Raw genomic sequence first — 16,361 nt, 5'->3', positions numbered from 1 at the left:
GGAACCGACCGTGCGACTCGACACCATCTTCACCAACGCCGTCGTCCACACCGTCGACGACGACCACCCCCGCGCGACCCGGATCGGCGTCTGGCAGGGCCGCGTCGCCGCCCTCGACGACGACCTCGACGGCGTCTCCGCCCGGCGGGTCGTCGACCTCGGCGGCGCCACCGTGGTCCCCGGCTTCCACGACGCCCACCAGCACTTCTCCATGGTCGGCCGGGAGATGCTCCAGCTCGATGTGTCGGCGCCGGCAGCGCCGACCCTCGACGCCCTGCTCGCGGCGGTGGCCGGGCGCGCCGCGCGACTCGCGCCCGGCACGTGGATCATCGGGCACGGGTACGACCAGAACAAGATCGGCGCCCACCCGACGGCGCAGCAGCTGGACCGGATCGCGCCGGAGCATCCGGTGTGGCTGGTGCACACCTCGAAGCACATGGCGGTGGCCAACTCGGCCGCCGCCCGGGCCGCCGGCTTCTCCGGACTGGACGCCCTGCCCGAGGTGCCCGGCGGCGCCGTCGTCCGCGTCGACGGGGTGCCGACCGGCCTGCTCCAGGAGGAGGCCATGACGCGCGTGTCGGACGTGCTGTTCCCGGTGCCGTTGCCGCAGCTGGGCGACGCGCTCGCCGCCGCCTCCGAGCACTGCCTGGCCCGCGGCATCACCAGCATCACCGAACCCGGCATCGGCGGCGTCGGCGGGCTCGGCTCGTCCCGCGCCGACCTGCGCGCCTTCCAGGACGCCCGGCAGTCCGGCCGGCTGCGGGTCCGCACCACCGTCATGCCCTACATCGAGGCGCTGCACGACTTCGGCCCGATCGGGCCCGGCGAGAACGGGTACGGCCTGGACCTGGGCCTGCGGTCCGGGCTCGGCGACGATTGGGTACGCGTCGGCGGCGTCAAGATCGTCTCGGACGGTTCGCTGATCGGCCGGACCGCCGCGATGTGCTGCGACTACCACGACACCCCCGGTGAACGGGGCTTCCTCCGCGTCGAGCAGCCCGAACTACGCCGGCAGATCGTCGACGCGCACCGCAACGGCTGGCAGGTCGCCACCCACGCCATCGGCGACGCCGCCCTGGACGTGGTCCTCGACGCGTACGCCGAAGCCCAGCGCCTGCACCCGCGCGCCGACACCCGGCACCGCATCGAGCACTGCGCGGTCACCAGCCCCGAGCAGGTACGCCGGATCGTCGACCTGGGACTGATCCCGGTCCCCCAGGGCCGGTTCGTGTCCGAGACCGGCGACGGGCTGCTCGCCGCCATGGGCCCGGACCGGTCCGCCGGCCTCTACCGGATGCGGACCTGGGTGGACGCCGGCATCGAACTGCCCGGCAGCTCGGACGCCCCGGTCGTCGACTCGCCGCCGCTGTGGGGCCTGCACGACATGGTCAACCGGCGGACCGCCTCCGGCGCGGCGTTCGGGCTCGCCGAGGCGCTCACCGTGGAGCAGGCGCTCCGCGCGTACACGCATGGTTCGGCGTACGCCACCCACCAGGAACACCTCAAGGGACGGATCAGGCCCGGCCTGCTGGCCGACTTCGCCGTCCTCGACCGGGACCTGCTCACCGTCGCGGCCGAGGAGATCCGCGACGTGGCGGTGGTCGCGACGGTCGTCGGCGGCGAGACCGTCCACGAGCGCCGCTGATCTCGGCCGTGCCGCCCGGCTCGCTGACCGATCAGCGTGCCGGGCGGTTGACCGACCGCGTCCCGGGGAGCCGGCGATCGCCCTGCGACCATGCGCCGACGGCAACGACCGGCGGGTCAGGCGGCCCCGACCGCGATCACGGCCACGATCAACACCTACAGGATCGATCGACTTCGCGGGAATAGGACCGGGTGCTCCGGAGTTGCGACAGATCATGACGACATTCGGAATCATCGGGGCCGGAAACATCGGAAGCCAGGTGGCCCGGGCGGTGATCGCGCTGGGACACGACGTCGTGATCGCGAACTCGCGCGACCCCGAGACCCTCTCCGCCCTGATCGACGACCTGGGGCCGTCCGCGCGGGCGGCGACGGCACGGGAGGCCGGCGCCGCCGGTGACGTGGTGGTCGTCACCGTGCCGTTCGGCAAGTACAAGGACGTTCCCGTCGAGCCGCTGGCCGGCAAGATCGTGCTCGACACCGACAACTACTACTGGGAACGCGACGGCCGGTTCGGCGAGCTCGACCGCGGCGAGGCGACCACCTCGGGCCTGCTGCAGCAGCACCTGCCCAGCTCCAAGGTGGTCAAGGCGTTCAACCACATCACGGCCGCCGCCATCACCACCGACGGTTCCCCGTCCGGCACGCCGGGACGACGCGCGCTGGTGGTCTCCTCGGACCATCCCGATGCGGTCGCGTTCGCCATCGAACTCTACGACCGGATCGGATTCGACGCGGTCGACGTCAGCCCGCTGAGCGAGTCGTGGCGGGTCGAGCGGGACCGTCCGGCGTACGTCGTCAGGCAGGACCGGGCCGAGCTGGAAGCCAACCTGGCGAAGGCGACGCGCACGATCTGACCGGCGGCGGCCGGAGACCGCGACCCGGAAGAATCGGCCTCGGGGCAGGCGTTAGCTTGGCACGGTGGGTATCTCCGCGCACCTGGCCCGGCTACGGGCGATGATCGGCCACGAACTGATCCTGCTGCCGTCGGTGTCGGCCCTCGTCCGCGACGGTGACGGGCGGCTCATGCTGGTCCGGCACACCGGCAAGCAGGACGGGTGGGCGGTGCCGGGCGGCGCGGTCGACCTGGGCGAGTCCCCGGCCCAGGCGGCGGTCCGGGAGATCCGCGAGGAGACCGGCCTGCGGATCCACCGGTTGCGGCTGCTGGATGTGCTCGGCGGCGCCGATTACGAGGTGACCTACGCCAACGGGGACCGGGCCGCCTATGTCACCGCCGTCTTCGAGGCCGCCGTCGCCGGCGGGACTCCGGCGCCCGACCGGGAGGAGATCAGCGAGCTGCGCTGGTTCGCCCCGCAGCGCCTGCCCGCGATCGGTCTCAACCGTTTCAGCCGGGCTTTGCTGCAGGCGACGGGCCATCTGACCCCTTGAGGGGTACGCCGTGAAGCAGTCCGGTGTCGGCACCGATCACGTCGCCGGATCACGCCGTAGCCCGGCGACCTCGAGGGCGGCGTCGGCGGCATCGCGCAGGACGTCCTCGCCCACGTCGGCCTGGGCCAGCGCCTCCATCCCGCGGAGCACCGCCAGCAGGTGACGGGCCGTGCGGCGGGCGTCCCGGTCCGCGGGGACGTCACCTGCGACCTGGGCCTTCTCGATCTCGGCCTGCAGCAGTCCGGCGATCGTGACGAACGTCTGCCGTGCCCGGTCGGCGACCTCGGGGTTGGTGGCCGCCAGCTCGGCCGCCGACTTGGCGAGCAGGCAGGACCGGTGCGGGCCGGGCTGTCCGAGGGCGGTGACCATCGTGTCGAACAGGTCCCGCAGACGGTCGGCCGACGACGAGCCGGGACCGTCCAGGTGGTCGCGCAGGTGTGCCGTGCTGGTCGCGCAGTAGCCGTCGAGGACCCGCTGGAACAGGGCCTGCTTGTCGCCGAAGGCGCCGTACAGGCTGCCTTTGCCGAGGCCGGTGGCCTGCATCAGGTCGTCCAGCGAGGTCGCGGCGAAGCCCGCGTTCCAGAATGCCTCGGTGGCGGAGCGCAGCACCTGCTCTTCGTCGAACTTGCGGGGGCGTGCCATACCCCGACGATATTCGTTCTGGACCGACCGGTCAACATTGTGCTTGTATTGGACCGTACAGTCCGGAACTGAACGAGAGCGAGCACCCCATGACTGACCTCGACGGCAAGGTGGCCCTGGTGACCGGCGGCGCCACCGGCATCGGCCGGGCCACGGCCGCCCTCTTCGCGGCCGAGGGGGCCCGGGTCTTCATCACCGGCCGGCGGCAGGCCGAACTCGACGAGGCCGCCGCGGCGATCGGCGCCACCGCGATCCGTGGCGACATCGCCGACCTGGACGACCTGGACACGGTCGCGGCCCGCATCGCCGAGAGCGCCGGACGGCTCGACGTCCTCTTCGCCAACGCCGGCGGCGGCGAGTTCAACACGCTCACCGACCTGACCCCGGAGAGCTTCGACCGGACCTTCGACACCAACGTGCGCGGCACCACCTTCACCGTGCAGAAGATGCTGCCGCTCATGCCGGACGGGTCGTCGATCGTGCTGACCGGCTCCACCACGGCCAGTCGCGGCGGCCCCGGCGGCGGCACCTACTCGGCGTCCAAGGCGGCGATCCGGCAGTTCGCCCGGGTCTGGGCCGCCGAACTGGCCCCGCGCCGGATCCGGGTCAACGTCCTGGTCCCCGGGCCGACCGACACGCCCGGCCTGCGCGGCATCCCCGGCGACGAGACCCACGTCGACGGCTTCCTCGCGCAGATGGCCGCCTCCACGCCGCTGCGCCGGGTCGCGGACCCGGCCGAGATCGCGCAGGCCGCGCTCTTCCTGGCCGGCGACCGGTCGAGCTACATGACCGGCAGCGAGCTGTTCGCCGACGGCGGCGAGGTGCAGGTGTTCCCGGCCGCCTGACGAAAGACGTCCGTGCCCGGCCGGCCGGCCGGGCACGGACGGCGACTCAGTCCGTCACGGTCCCGCGGAACGTCCCGAGGTCGTTGCCGAACTCCAGCTCGACCGTCTCGGGCCCCTCGGCCACGTCGTCGGTGATCGTCGGCACGGTCAGGTCGGCGGAGATCTCCCCCGGTTCCACGAAGGTGTACGGGAACACGTCCGCCCCCGACAACGGCAGCTCCGGGTCGGGTTCGCGGCCGGTGAGGCTCCACAGCCAGTCCGGGTCGACGTCCCGCGTGGACAGCTCGGTGCCGTCGGCGGGCGGCACCGCCCACGCGTCGACCGGGATCCACGCCTCGGCCCGGGTGGACAGCGTCGCCCGCCAGGTCAGCGTGCCGCCCTCGGCGACCGTGTCCGTGACCGGTGCGACGGTGACGACCGGCATCGGGTCGTCGTTGAGGACGTTCACGACACCGGTGTAGTCGCCGACGACCAGACCCTGCTCCGCCTTGGCGAGCACCACCTGCGCCTCGCCCTCGCCGTACAGGGTGTCGCCGGGCACATCCACCGGCACCTCGATCAGCCCGGTGCCGGGCGCGACGGTCGCCTGCCAGGTCACGCTCCCGCCGGAGAGCCGGTCGAGGATCGCCAGCCGCAGCCGGCCGCCGCCACCGTCGCCGCCGCTGATCCGCACCGGCACCTGATAGGTCACCGAACCGGTGTCGCCCTCGGTCACGGTGAGGCCGCCGATGTCCACCCGGGGCAGGGCGACCGGGCGCGGATCGGGGGTGCCGGGCCGGTAGCCCCACGCGTCGAGCAGCCAGGCCTGCCCGCTCGCCGTCCGCGGGGTCAACTCCAGCCCCGCCATCCGGCCGCGGAAGCCTCCGAGCGGCACCCGCAGCTCCTGCGCCCAGTAGGAGGCCCGCATCATGCCGGCCGGCAGGCCGTCGGCGGCGGCGTCGCCGAGCACGGTACGCCGCCCGGCCGTGTCCACGATCGTCACACCGAACCGGGTTCCGGTCGATTCCGGCGGCACGATCAGCCGCAGCGCCAGGTCCCGGGAGTCCCCGAGCGACACCGGCCGGGCCGGCGCCAGGGTCAGTGGTGTTCCGGCCGACGACCAGCTGACGTCGGCCGCCCACCGGCCGGGCTCCGGAACCGTGTTGCGGAACGGGGTCCCGTGCACCGACGGGAAGTAGGTGGCCCGCGGCGCCAGGCACCGGTCGTCGTCGCCGCTGACCAGCGCACAGATCCGGGCCCCGCCGCCGGTGACCGTCGCCGGATCGGGCAGCAGCGCCGGAACCCGGTTGCCGCCGAGCGCGTGGCTGAGCACCCGGGCCGGGCCGGCCGACGGTGCGCGTACCCCACTGCCGTCCAGCAGCGGGCGCATCCGGTCCTCGCCGGTGAACAGCCGGGCCGCGGCCGCGATGTACGTAACCCCGGCGTCCTGCTGCTGCGCCGCGGTCAGCCGGGTCGGCGCACCGGTGCCGCAGACCGGGTCGTCCGGGTCCCAGCCGGCCCAGTCGTCGAACGCGAACGCGACCGCCTGTCCCGGCGTCCACTCGGTGTTGAAGTAGTTGTGATTGGCACCGATCATGAACAGCGCACTGTGCAGGGCCCGGCCCCGGCCGACACCCCGGGTCGCGTCGACGAACATCTGCCCCTGCAGGTCGGCGACGTCGCCGTCGCAACCGGGCAGGATCGTCACCGACGGCACGTCCGGCACCGGATCGTGGCCGAAGATCGTCGGGCCGATCAGCATGAGGCCGCGGATCGTCCAGCGGGTGGCGATCCGGTCACCGGGCGGCGGGGTCAGCGAGTCCATCGCGGCCCGGTTGACGCCCTCACCACCCCGGGAGTGTCCCATCAGGAAGACCTGGCCCATGTCGGCGCGCGGCGCGGACCGGACGATCGCGGGGGCGCCGGCCCGGCCGGTGCCGGACCAGTCCGCCCACCGGGCGAGGTGTTCGCGGACCAGCGAGGAGCGGCCCTGCGCCCCGGCGTCCTCCAGCCCCGCGTCCTGTCCGTTGATGCCGTTGGCCGAGATCGACACGGTGATCCAGCCCTGCGACGCGAGCAGTTCCTGCGCCTGCAGGTAACCCCGGTGGCTCGGGATCGGCTGCGTCCCCTCCGAGCAGGGCCACTGCATCGTCCAGTCGTCACCGGAGTAGCAGGTCGGGTGGCGTCCGTGCAGGAACAGTGCCAGGGGACGGGGACCGGTCGCCCCCTTCGGCGCGACCACGACGGCTTCCATCTCCACCGGCTCGGGATAGTCGGGCAACGTGACGCTGCTCAGCGCGTACCCGCCGGAGATGGTCTTGAACTTGCCCTTGACGCCCGGATCGGTGGTGGTGGCGGGCAGGGTCGGTGCCGGCGACGGTGTGGGTGCGGCGGTACGCCGGGGCAGCGCCTCGACCCGGTCGAGGCGCCGTCCGCCGGTGCGCACCGACAGGTCGGCCAGGCTGAACACCCGGCTCAGGTCGAGGGTGAACGTGGTGTGATCGGCGGTGAACGCGGGCACGCCGAGGCGCCGCTCCCCGGACCAGAACTCGACGGCGGCGTCCCCGGCCGGCACCTGCCGCTCGGCCCGCCAGCCGAGCTTGCCGCCGGCCACGAACCAGCCGTCCGGCAGGGCGGCACCCGGTCCGGCCGGCACGACCGGCGCCGCCGCCACCGGCCCCGTCCCGCTGATCACGAGGGCCGCCGCCAGCAGGACGGCCCCGAACAGTCTTCGCATCCGTCCATGCTTAGTCGACAGATGCAAATGAATGAATCAGCTCTTGCGGCCGACTCCACCGCGCCCGTCGATCGCCGACGCCACCTCGCCGCCGGTCGGACGCCAGTGCGGCGTCGGCACCACACCCGGCTCGACCAGGTCGAGGCCCTCGAAGTAGCCCTCGACCTGAGCCACCGTCCGCGGGGTGTAGGCATGACCCTGCTCCGCGGCCACCTGCTTGCCGGACTGCGCCTGATCGCTGGTGGCGGTCCCCTCCGACAGCGCGAGGTAGCTGCCCGGCGGCAGCGCGCCGAGGAGCCGCTTCAGGATCCCGCGGGCCTCGTCGTAGGAGGCGACGTTCCCGAGGATGCCAAACATCATCAATCCCACCGGCTTGCCGAAGTCGAGAGTCCGGGCCGCCTCGCGCAGGATCCGCTCCGGGTCCTGCACGTTCGCGTCGATGTAGTCGGTGGCGCCCTCGGGGCTGCTGGTGAGCATCGTCCGCGCGTGGGCGAGCACCAGCGGATCGTTGTCGACATAGACGATCCGCGACTCGGGCGCCAGCCGCTGGGCGACCTCGTGCGTGTTGTCGGCGGTGGGCAGGCCGGTGCCGATGTCGAGGAACTGGCGCACCCCGGCCTCGCGGACCAGGTAGCCGATCGCGCGCCCGAGGAACCGGCGCTGCTCGCGGGCCAGCACCGCCATCCCGGGGAACGCCGCCAGCATCCGGTCGGCCAGCGCCCGGTCGACCTCGTAGTTGTCGGTGCCACCGAGGATGTAGTTCCAGACCCGCGCGCTGCTGTGTGTGGTGGTGTCGACATCGGGTTCGTTCATACCGCTCGTCGGATTCACACCGTCCACCGTCCCACCGTGATCCAGGAGGATCAATAAGGGAGGCCGGCGTAGCGGGCGGAGGCGCCCAGCTCCTCCTCGATGCGGATCAGCTGGTTGTACTTGGCGGTCCGGTCGCTGCGCGACAGCGACCCCGTCTTGATCTGCCCGCATCCGGTGGCCACCGCCAGATCGGCGATCGTGGTGTCCTCGGTCTCGCCGGAACGGTGCGACATCACCACCCGGTAGCCGGCCCGGTGCGCCGTCTCGACCGTCCGCAACGTCTCGGTCAGCGTGCCGATCTGGTTGACCTTCACCAGGATCGCGTTGGCGTAACCACCCTCGATGCCACTGATCAGCCGGTCGGCGTCGGTGCAGAAGACGTCGTCGCCGACGAGCTGGAGACGGTCACCGGCCTGGTCGGTGAGCTTCCGCCACCCGGCGAAGTCGTCCTCCGCCATCGGGTCCTCGATCGAGGAGATCGGATACCGCCCGGCCAGGTCCAGCAGATAGCCGATGTGCTCGTCCACCGACCTTTCCACCCCTTCTCCGGTGTACGCGTAAACGCCGTCCCGGAAGAACTCGGAGCTCGCCGGGTCGAGGCACACGGTGATGTCCACCCCCGGCCGGTACCCGGTCTCCTCGACGGCCCGCACCACGAACCGCAGCGCCTCGTCAGCGTCCGCGAAGTCCGGCGCGAACCCGCCCTCGTCCCCCACATTGGTGCCGTGTCCCGCCGCGGCCAGCTGACGCCGCAGCGTGTGGAACACCTCCGACCCCATCCGCACCGCCTCGAAGAAGGACGTCGCCCCCACCGGAGCGATCATGAACTCCTGGAAGTCGAGCGGATTGTCGGCGTGCGCCCCGCCGTTGACGATGTTCATCATCGGGACGGGCAGGACCCGCGCACCGACCCCGCCGACATACCGGTAGAGCGGCTGCCGGTGGGCCTGAGCCGCGGCCTTCACCACCGCCAGCGACACCCCGAGGATCGCGTTGGCGCCCAGACGGCCCTTGTCCTTCGTGCCGTCCAGTTCGATCATCGTCGCGTCGACGAGCGCCTGATCCTCGGCGTCCAGTCCGGTCACCGCCGCGGCGATCTCCCCGTTGACGGCGGCGACCGCCCGGCCGACCCCCTTGCCGTGGAACCTGGCCGGATCCCCGTCCCGCAGCTCGACGGCCTCGTTGGCCCCGGTCGACGCCCCCGACGGCACGGCCGCCCGCCCCGACGATCCGTCCACGAGCACCACGTCGACCTCGACGCTCGGGTTGCCCCGGCTGTCGAGGATCTGCCGCCCGATAACCCGGCTGATGGCTGTCATCCCACGCTCCCTGTTCCGTCGTAACGGCACCAGCCTGGCCCGTGGTGGGCAGCCTTGTCATCGCGAGAAGAATCGCGTTGACCCGTACCCCGAGGTGCGGGTTTAAGGTCCCCGGCAGGCGGCTCCGCAGCCGTGCGGCATCCCGCCTACCAGCAACCGCAACGCGTCGGGACCTCAGTTTCTTACTCAGCCCCGAAGGTCAGCAGGTGCCCGGCCCGGCCGGCGCCGTGCCTGAGCCGGTCAAGGCCGCCCACCCGGAGTTCCACGTGGTCAGGTGAGGGTGAACAGGGTCAGGGCGGCCAGGGACGGCGCGTCCACGATCTGGCCGGTGCGGATCATCGCGGTGATCTCGGCGTCGCTGAACCAGCGGTGGATCATGTCCTGTTCGCTGGCCTCGCGGTCGGGTTCGCCCTCTTCGAGGCCGGTCGCCAGGTAAACGTCGAAGCCCTGCGTCGAGTAGCCGTACGCCTCGTAGAGATGCCCCAGGTGGACCATCGACGCGGCGCGCAGGCCGGTCTCCTCGGCCAGCTCGTGGCGGGCCAGGTCGGCCTGGTCGCCGCCGGTGGCCTCCATGCCCCAGCCGCCCTGCGGGAACTCCCACGCCCGCCGCCCCACCGGATAGCGGAACTGTTCCACCATCCAGAACCCTTCGCGGGTACGGGGCAGGACGAGCGCGAAGTCCGGCTTCTCCACGACGCCGAAGATGCCGGGGCTGCCGTCCGCCCGCCGAATCTCGTCCTCCCGGACCGTCATCCACGGATTGCGATAGACCACGCGACTGCTGACCTGTTCCATCGCGTGATGATCTCAACACCGGGCAACAGGGTTAGGCTGACGCGGTGCCCCTGTTGTTCTCCTACGGAACGCTGCGCGACCCGGCCGTGCAGAAGGCCACGTTCGGCCGTGAGTTGACCGCCCGCCCGGACCGGATCGTCGGGTTCCGCCTCGACCGGGTGCTGATCACCGATCCGCACGTGCTCGCGGTGAGCGGCCTGACCCACCACCCGATCCTGCTCGCCACCGGCGACACCGCCGACACGGTGGACGGCTCGGTCCTCGAGGTCACCGACGCGGAGCTGGTGGCCGCCGACCAATACGAGGTCGACGACTACCAGCGGGTGTCAGCGCCGCTGGCCTCCGGAGACACAGCCTGGGTGTACGTCGCGGCGCCCCAGAACTAGTCACGTTTCGTCATCGGGGTCCGCGTGGTGACAGCCACCCATCCCGCCCGAAAACACCACACCCCACCACGGGTGTGGTGACTTGGGGCGTCCAGCCCGCCCGTAATCACCACACCCCCACCGGTGTGGTGATTTGGGGCGTCCAGCGCGCCCGAAATCACCACGCGGACGGGCTTCGCACCCTGACCACGAAACGTGTTCAGGCGAACTGGGCGGTCCGCCACGCGTCGTAGTCGGCGTCGGACTGCCGGCGGGCGGCGGCGCCGTCCAGGGTGTCGCCGCCGACCCGGAAACGGGTCAGGCCGCTCTCGTCGGTGGCCGCGGTGAACACGGTCGCGGCCACGTCGTCCTCGGTGGCGAGGTATCCGGCCGGTGGCTGGACGTCGAAGGCGGCGATCTGCTTCTGGATGTACGGCAGGTACGCCTCCGGCGCCGGAATGGCCGCGAACCGCGCACTGGTCTGCGTGAAGAATCCGGTCGTCGGCACGAATCCCGGCTCGACCGTCCGGACCTGGATGTTCTGATCGGCCAACTCGTATTCGAGCCCCTCGGAGAACACCGTCAGCGCCGCCTTCGACGCGCCATAGGCCGCCTGCAACGGGGTCGGAACGGTCGCACTGCTGGAGGTCACGTTCACGATCCGGCCACCACCCTGGGCCTGGAACACGGGCAGCACGGCACGGATGACGCGCATCGGCCCGTACACATTGGTCTGGAAAAGGTCGTCGATGACGCTCTGCGGGGTCGTCTCGAAAACCGAGAACAGTCCCATCCCGGCGTTGTTGACCACCGCGTCCAGGTGCCCGAAACGCTGGGTCGCGGCGGTCACCGCCGTATCGATCGAGGATTCATCGCGTACGTCCAAAGCCCGCACCAGCAGTCGGTCGGATGCCTCACCGTCCCAGGCCGCCGGGTCGCGCAGTGTCGCGACGACGTTCCACCCCTGGGCGAGGAACGTGCGCACCGTGGCGCGGCCGAAGCCGGACGAGCTGCCGGTGACGAGAACGGTCCGTGTCATGTCGACCCCTTAACTATATGCCGTAAATTTACGGCGTATAGCGACCGTAGCCGGAGCCGGGGACGATCGTCAACGGCCCAGCTATACGAGATATAGTGAACCGCATGGCACCCCGACCACCGGCCTCCGAACGCCTCGACCGCACCGAGGTGCTGGCCGCCGCCCTCGCCATCGCCGACACCGACGGCCTCGACGCGGTCACCCTGCGCCGGGTCGCCACCGCGTTCGGTGTCACGCCGATGGCTCTCTACTGGCATTTCAAGGACAAGGACGCCCTGCTCGACGCCCTCGTCGAACGGGTCCTCGGCGAGATCGACCTGAGCGACGGCCCCAGCCGGGGCGACGGTTCCGACCTGGGCGACGGCCCCGAGCTGCGGGCGGTGATGACGGCGGTGCTGCGCGTCCTGCGCGCCCACCCGGCGCTCGCCGAGATCATGCCGATCCGGCTCATGCGGACACCCGCCGGCCTCGACCTGGGCGAACGGGTCCTCGGCCTGCTCCGCGCCGACGGCCACCCCCCGGTGGCGGCGGCCCAGCTGAGCATCCTGATCCTCACCACCCTGATCGGCCTGGTGACCAACCAGCCCGACGACGTCGCGGTGCCCGACCCGGCCCTGCGCGCGAAGCTGCTCGCCGACAAGCGCGCGAAGCTGAAGTCCCTGCCGTCGCAGGACTATCCGCACCTGACCGAGACCGCCGACTTCTTCCTGGAGGTCCCGGACGAGCAGGACTACTACGAGCGGGGCCTGACCCTGCTGATCAATGGAGTCCGCCACGGCTGACCGGTGAGCGGCGGCGGACTCAGCGGCGGCGAAGGCGGGGAATGCCGCACAGGGTCACCGGGACGTCGAGGACGGCCGGGCTTCCCGAACTCTTGATGAAGTCGTCCTGGTAGATAGTGCGGCCGATGTCGATCCTGGTCTCGATCGCGGCGGACGCAGGGAGGGCCGAGGTCGCCAGTGCGGCCGTCAGCAGTCCGAGCGCCGTGCCGATCGCGGTGAACTATCGCGATCGTCGCCTGATTCACCCCGGCACTGTATGCGGTTCACCGGCGTGGTCCTCGACGACTACGGGCGCTACACGGCCCGTTTCACCGAGGCCCTCGACGACTTACTCCGGCCCGCAGGTCAGCAGCCGCCGCCGGGGTAGCTGCTGTAACCACCCGGCGGCGTGGCGGATGGCATCGCGGACGCGCTCACACCGGTCCACCTGCCCTGCGGTTGCGCGTTTGCGGGGCTCGCCACCACCACCTCGCTGGGCAACCGGGCGAGCTCGCCGTGCCGGTCCTGGCCGGCGAGCAGTCGGCGCAGCGCGGCCAGGGCGTGGGCGTCCTTGCCCTTCGTCCACCGCAGCCGGGCATCCTCCTCCAGTTCGGCCACCAGGCCGTGCTCCAGCAGGAACTCCTCGGCCTCCGGGAAGGCCGGCCGGGTGCCGGGGTCCCCGTCCCGGATCAGAGCGACGGCCTCGGCGAACCGGCCGCTCCCGGCCAGATGCCGCGCCAACCGCAGGTGGAAGCCCTTCGCCCTGGCCCCGACCAGAGCACGCCACACCTCCGGATCGGGGCGGCCCGCCGCCGTCAGCAGAACATCGAGGCTGCGTAGGGCGGCGGAGGGTTCGGTGAGCACATGCCGCTCCCGGTCGGCGACGGCCAGCAGCGCCTCCCCGTCGATGCCCGGCCAGGGCGTGCCGAGCGGGTCGTCCGGGCGCAGACCACCGCCCCGGCTCACGACGCGGCACCGCAGATCCGTCACGTCGGACGGTTCGCCGTGCTCGGTGAGCGTCGCCAGCAGCATCCGGTAGCCGTCCCGGTCGCCGCAGTCCACCGCCCGGCGCAGCAGCCAGATCTGCTCGTCGTGGTCACCATCGGCCGCCCGCCGAGCGGCGAGCTTCACGTACAGCGGACCCGCCTCCGCGGACCCGGCGTCGGCGATCTGTGCCCGCAGTGACGTCTCCGAGATCGGCAGGACCAGGAAGAGGAGGATCCCCAGCGGATACACCACGATCACCGCGATGGCCAGGGCGATGCCGGCGGCCCACGGCACGCGGCCCTGCATCAACGCCCAGGAGATCAAGAACCCTCCGACGACCACACCCAGCACAGCGAGCCAGGAGGTGCGCACCGCTTCCTTCAGCTTCCGCTCGTACCTGATGGACTGCCCCATCCCTCCAGAGTGCCCCACCTCGCGGCCACCCGGAAGATGTCAGGACGGCGGCCATCGGGTGGTCCAGGCAGAATGACGACGCCGGCCAGCAGGACGACGACGAGCGGCAGCGCCCCCGCGCCGATCCCCGAGCCGGCCTGACCGCACGCGTACGCGGCCCACATCAGGCGCAGCGCCCGGCCCGCACCCTCGTCCACAGTGTCCTCCACGAGCGCGCCGGGAATTGAGGGTCGAACACCCCTGGCATAACAGAAAGAATTGTGATGTGCATTCGATAAGGCTTTACTTAACCATTTACGAATTCGCTAATTTGCCATTCATGCCTTACGATCTTGCCGACCGGACGCCCGAACCGGGAGCGACGGCAAATCATGGGGAATCGCATGGGGAAAGCAACCCACCACACTCGACGATGGCTTTCGGCCGTTCTGGTGGCCTTGATGGCGACGATCGGCCTGAGTGTCGTGTCGCCCGGCGCGGCCGGGGCGGTCCCGCCGGACTGCGCCGAGTTCGCCACCACGACCAACGGCAACGGCAGCGCTCTGATGCTCGACACGTACCCGCTGAAGACCGGCCCGTACGGTGACTGCGCCAAGACCTCCACGGACGGGGTGAAGGCGGGAACCCGCCTCTACTTCTGGTGCTACACGATGAATTCGTACGACAACAAATGGTGGTACGCCCGGGTCGACGGCACCACCGACTACGGCTGGATCTACGAGACGCACCTGACGTCGGTGAATCTCTCCTCGGATGCTGACACGAGCACCCCGGTCAAGGAGTGCGTCTTCACCGGGCAGCCCGCGGTCGGCGCCCGGTCCAGTGTCCCGGCGACCACCTGCGTCACGTCCGGCTCCGGACCGGTGCTCGCCACCACCCGGCCGTCGTTCTCCGCGGTGGTCACCGACCCGCAGGGCGATCCGGCCCGGGCCGAGTTCGAGTGGTGGACCGCCGACGGCGCCACCCTGGTCGGCGGCGGGATCAGCGCCACGGTGGCGTCCGGCGGCACCGGCTCGGTGACCGTCCCGGCCGGCGCGCTGGCGAACGGCACCGGATATTCCTGGCGGGCCCGCGCCACCGACGGGGCGACGCTGTGGAGCCCGTGGAGCGGCCTGTGCCGGTTCACCGTCGACACCGGTGTCACCGCGGCCGCGACCGCGACGTCGGCGACCTACCCGCGGGACACCTGGTCGGGGGCGGCCGGCACGGCGGGCACGTTCACGCTGTCGCCGCCGCCCGGGCAGACCGCCACGGCGTACCTGTACGCGCTCAACAACACGTCACCCACGTCCAAGGTGGCCGCGGCCGCCGACGGCACCGCCACCGTCACGCTCACCCCGGGCCGGGGTGGCATGAACCGTCTCTACGTGCGGGCGTTCGACGCCGCGGGCAACCTGACCTCGGCGCTCGGCTACCACCAGTTCGGTGTGGGCCGCGGCGCGGAGGACGTGGCCGAGCAGCCCGACCGGGCGATGACCGCGGCCGAGACGACCGCGATGGCCACTCTGGAACCGCTGGCCCTGACCTTCCTGAAGAACCGGGCCGCGGCCATCACCGGCGAGAACCCGTCCGGCACGGTCCCGCTGTGGACCGGCATGGCCGCGCAGGAGGCGACCGGCGCGGGCGAGCTGGCCCAGGCCCGGGCGGCGCTCGCCGCCGACGGCCTGTCGTACGTGTCCTCCACCGTCACCGTGGACGAGGGCATGGTGCAGCTCAGCGGCAGCGGCAACGAGGCGTACTACTGGACGGTCGAGTCGGCGGCCCTGACCCCGGCCGCGGGCAGCGACGAACCCGCCAACGAGTACCAGGCGAACCGGGTCTTCGTCTTCGTCCGGGACGGCTCGGCGTACAAGCTCGCGGACGAGTCCCTGACATACGGCGCGCACCTGCCGCCGGTCACCGAACCGGCCGGCCGGATCAGCACGGTGATCCCGCCGTCCGTCGAGGAGGCGACCGCGGCGACCGACGACGAGGCGCTCTACGACAGCGACCCGTCGGAGAGCTACAACGCGGCGGACGGAATGATCTACCCGGATGCGGTGCAGGCCACGGTCGCCGGCAGCGACCCGGTGGGCACGGTGGAGAAGGTCGACGACACCACGGCCGAGGGGACCTTCTCGGCCCAGGCCATCCCGAAGGGCCTGTGTTACAGCTGCATCGTCAAGTACGCCCGGAAATACGCGAAGAACCGCAACAAGGACTACCGCGATTTCACCAAGAAGGGCGGCGACTGCACCAACTTCGTGTCCCAGGCGCTGCGGGCCGGCGGCTGGAAGAACGACACCGGCTGGTACCGCAGTGACAAGAACTGGTGGTACAACTGGGCCAACCAGACGTACACCTGGACCTCGGCCGAGCGCTGGTCCCGCTTCGCGCCCCGCCGCACCAAGGCCCTGACCAACGTGTGGCAGCTGAGCCTGGCCGACGTCCTGCAGGTCGACTTCAACCGGGACGGCCGGATCGACCACACCACCATCGTCACCAAGGTGACCAAGAAAGAGATCTATCTCAGCTATCACACCAACAACACCTTGGACAAGCCGCTCAGCTCGTTCCTGAAGGCTTATCCGAACGGCTGGTTCTACGCCTACCGCACGTAGGGAACCGGACGGCGGGCCCGGCCGCAACGGCC

The 16,361-nt window shown here is 71.3% G+C and carries 15 protein-coding genes; 7 read left to right on the top strand and 8 right to left on the bottom strand.

Annotated features, from left to right (window positions below):
- Positions 1-10 precede the first annotated feature (10 nt).
- The 3 genes from QSK32_RS22085 (at position 11) to QSK32_RS22075 (ending at position 3,033) form a co-directional block, all read left to right on the top strand.
- Complete coding sequence (locus QSK32_RS22085; protein WP_285472999.1) at positions 11-1,645, top strand: amidohydrolase; 1,635 nt, start codon at positions 11-13, stop codon at positions 1,643-1,645.
- A 214-nt stretch (positions 1,646-1,859) separates the two neighbouring features.
- Positions 1,860-2,501 (top strand): NADPH-dependent F420 reductase, encoded by a 642-nt coding sequence (locus QSK32_RS22080; RefSeq protein WP_285472998.1) that lies wholly within the window; start codon positions 1,860-1,862, stop codon positions 2,499-2,501.
- A 64-nt stretch (positions 2,502-2,565) separates the two neighbouring features.
- Positions 2,566-3,033, top strand: coding sequence for an NUDIX domain-containing protein (locus QSK32_RS22075; protein ID WP_285472997.1), 468 nt, complete (start codon positions 2,566-2,568; stop codon positions 3,031-3,033).
- 36 nt (positions 3,034-3,069) lie between these two features.
- On the opposite strand, the gene QSK32_RS22070 is transcribed toward QSK32_RS22075, so the two are convergent.
- Positions 3,070-3,675 carry a TetR/AcrR family transcriptional regulator gene (locus QSK32_RS22070; RefSeq protein WP_045741151.1) on the bottom strand — a complete coding sequence of 202 codons (606 nt, stop codon included), beginning with the start codon at positions 3,673-3,675 and terminating at the stop codon, positions 3,070-3,072.
- Positions 3,676-3,764: 89 nt separating this feature from the next.
- On the opposite strand from QSK32_RS22070, the gene QSK32_RS22065 reads away from it, so the two are divergent.
- Complete coding sequence (locus tag QSK32_RS22065; protein ID WP_045741152.1) at positions 3,765-4,520, top strand: SDR family NAD(P)-dependent oxidoreductase; 756 nt, start codon at positions 3,765-3,767, stop codon at positions 4,518-4,520.
- 46 nt (positions 4,521-4,566) lie between these two features.
- Here QSK32_RS22065 and QSK32_RS22060 read toward each other — a convergent pair whose 3' ends face one another.
- The 4 genes from QSK32_RS22060 to QSK32_RS22045 form a co-directional block, all read right to left on the bottom strand.
- Complete coding sequence (locus QSK32_RS22060; protein ID WP_285472996.1) at positions 4,567-7,236, bottom strand: alpha/beta hydrolase family protein; 2,670 nt, start codon at positions 7,234-7,236, stop codon at positions 4,567-4,569.
- A 36-nt stretch (positions 7,237-7,272) separates the two neighbouring features.
- Positions 7,273-8,049 (bottom strand): SAM-dependent methyltransferase, encoded by a 777-nt coding sequence (locus QSK32_RS22055; protein ID WP_045741200.1) that lies wholly within the window; start codon positions 8,047-8,049, stop codon positions 7,273-7,275.
- A gap of 50 nt (positions 8,050-8,099) precedes the next feature.
- Positions 8,100-9,368: a phosphopyruvate hydratase gene (eno, locus tag QSK32_RS22050; protein WP_285472995.1), complete on the bottom strand. Its 1,269-nt coding sequence runs from the start codon at positions 9,366-9,368 to the stop codon at positions 8,100-8,102.
- 270 nt (positions 9,369-9,638) lie between these two features.
- Positions 9,639-10,163 carry an NUDIX domain-containing protein gene (locus tag QSK32_RS22045; protein ID WP_285472994.1) on the bottom strand — a complete coding sequence of 175 codons (525 nt, stop codon included), beginning with the start codon at positions 10,161-10,163 and terminating at the stop codon, positions 9,639-9,641.
- Between the two features lie 44 nt (positions 10,164-10,207).
- On the opposite strand from QSK32_RS22045, the gene QSK32_RS22040 reads away from it, so the two are divergent.
- Complete coding sequence (locus tag QSK32_RS22040) at positions 10,208-10,549, top strand: gamma-glutamylcyclotransferase family protein (protein WP_285472993.1); 342 nt, start codon at positions 10,208-10,210, stop codon at positions 10,547-10,549.
- A 199-nt stretch (positions 10,550-10,748) separates the two neighbouring features.
- Here the strand turns inward: QSK32_RS22040 and QSK32_RS22035 are convergent, their stop codons facing one another.
- Positions 10,749-11,567 (bottom strand): SDR family oxidoreductase, encoded by an 819-nt coding sequence (locus QSK32_RS22035; protein ID WP_285472992.1) that lies wholly within the window; start codon positions 11,565-11,567, stop codon positions 10,749-10,751.
- Between the two features lie 104 nt (positions 11,568-11,671).
- Here QSK32_RS22035 and QSK32_RS22030 point away from each other — a divergent pair, with 104 nt between their 5' ends.
- On the top strand, positions 11,672-12,349 hold the full coding sequence (locus tag QSK32_RS22030) for a TetR/AcrR family transcriptional regulator (RefSeq protein ID WP_285472991.1): 678 nt from the start codon (positions 11,672-11,674) through the stop codon (positions 12,347-12,349).
- A 345-nt stretch (positions 12,350-12,694) separates the two neighbouring features.
- Here the strand turns inward: QSK32_RS22030 and QSK32_RS22025 are convergent, their stop codons facing one another.
- The gene (locus QSK32_RS22025; RefSeq protein ID WP_045743556.1) at positions 12,695-13,729 is read right to left on the bottom strand and encodes a hypothetical protein; all 1,035 of its coding nucleotides are present in this window, start codon (positions 13,727-13,729) and stop codon (positions 12,695-12,697) included.
- On the bottom strand, positions 13,696-13,938 hold the full coding sequence (locus QSK32_RS22020; RefSeq protein WP_285472990.1) for a hypothetical protein: 243 nt from the start codon (positions 13,936-13,938) through the stop codon (positions 13,696-13,698). Before QSK32_RS22020 ends, QSK32_RS22025 begins: the two co-directional genes overlap by 34 nt.
- A 231-nt stretch (positions 13,939-14,169) precedes the next feature.
- Here QSK32_RS22020 and QSK32_RS22015 point away from each other — a divergent pair, with 231 nt between their 5' ends.
- Entirely contained in the window at positions 14,170-16,329 is a 2,160-nt protein-coding gene (locus QSK32_RS22015) for an amidase domain-containing protein (protein ID WP_157411114.1), read from the top strand.
- Positions 16,330-16,361 lie beyond the last annotated feature (32 nt).

It is taken from the genome of Actinoplanes sp. NBRC 101535, assembly GCF_030269225.1.
GTDB classification, from domain to species: Bacteria; Actinomycetota; Actinomycetes; order Mycobacteriales; family Micromonosporaceae; genus Actinoplanes; species Actinoplanes rectilineatus.
Note: the sequence above shows the minus strand (reverse complement) of the source record. Positions and strands in the feature narration are given on the sequence as shown.

Bases quoted from the DNA above. Each gene is read 5' to 3' on its own strand.
- QSK32_RS22080 (WP_285472998.1), top strand. From the start codon at position 1,860: ATGACGACATTCGGAATCATCGGGGCCGGAAACATCGGAAGCCAGGTG.
- QSK32_RS22070 (WP_045741151.1), bottom strand. From the start codon at position 3,675: ATGGCACGCCCCCGCAAGTTCGACGAAGAGCAGGTGCTGCGCTCCGCC.
- QSK32_RS22065 (WP_045741152.1), top strand. From the start codon at position 3,765: ATGACTGACCTCGACGGCAAGGTGGCCCTGGTGACCGGCGGCGCCACC.
- QSK32_RS22060 (WP_285472996.1), bottom strand. From the start codon at position 7,236: ATGCGAAGACTGTTCGGGGCCGTCCTGCTGGCGGCGGCCCTCGTGATC.
- QSK32_RS22055 (WP_045741200.1), bottom strand. From the start codon at position 8,049: ATGAACGAACCCGATGTCGACACCACCACACACAGCAGCGCGCGGGTC.
- eno (WP_285472995.1), bottom strand. From the start codon at position 9,368: ATGACAGCCATCAGCCGGGTTATCGGGCGGCAGATCCTCGACAGCCGG.
- QSK32_RS22045 (WP_285472994.1), bottom strand. From the start codon at position 10,163: ATGGAACAGGTCAGCAGTCGCGTGGTCTATCGCAATCCGTGGATGACG.
- QSK32_RS22035 (WP_285472992.1), bottom strand. From the start codon at position 11,567: ATGACACGGACCGTTCTCGTCACCGGCAGCTCGTCCGGCTTCGGCCGC.
- QSK32_RS22030 (WP_285472991.1), top strand. From the start codon at position 11,672: ATGGCACCCCGACCACCGGCCTCCGAACGCCTCGACCGCACCGAGGTG.
- QSK32_RS22025 (WP_045743556.1), bottom strand. From the start codon at position 13,729: ATGGGGCAGTCCATCAGGTACGAGCGGAAGCTGAAGGAAGCGGTGCGC.
- QSK32_RS22015 (WP_157411114.1), top strand. From the start codon at position 14,170: ATGGCGACGATCGGCCTGAGTGTCGTGTCGCCCGGCGCGGCCGGGGCG.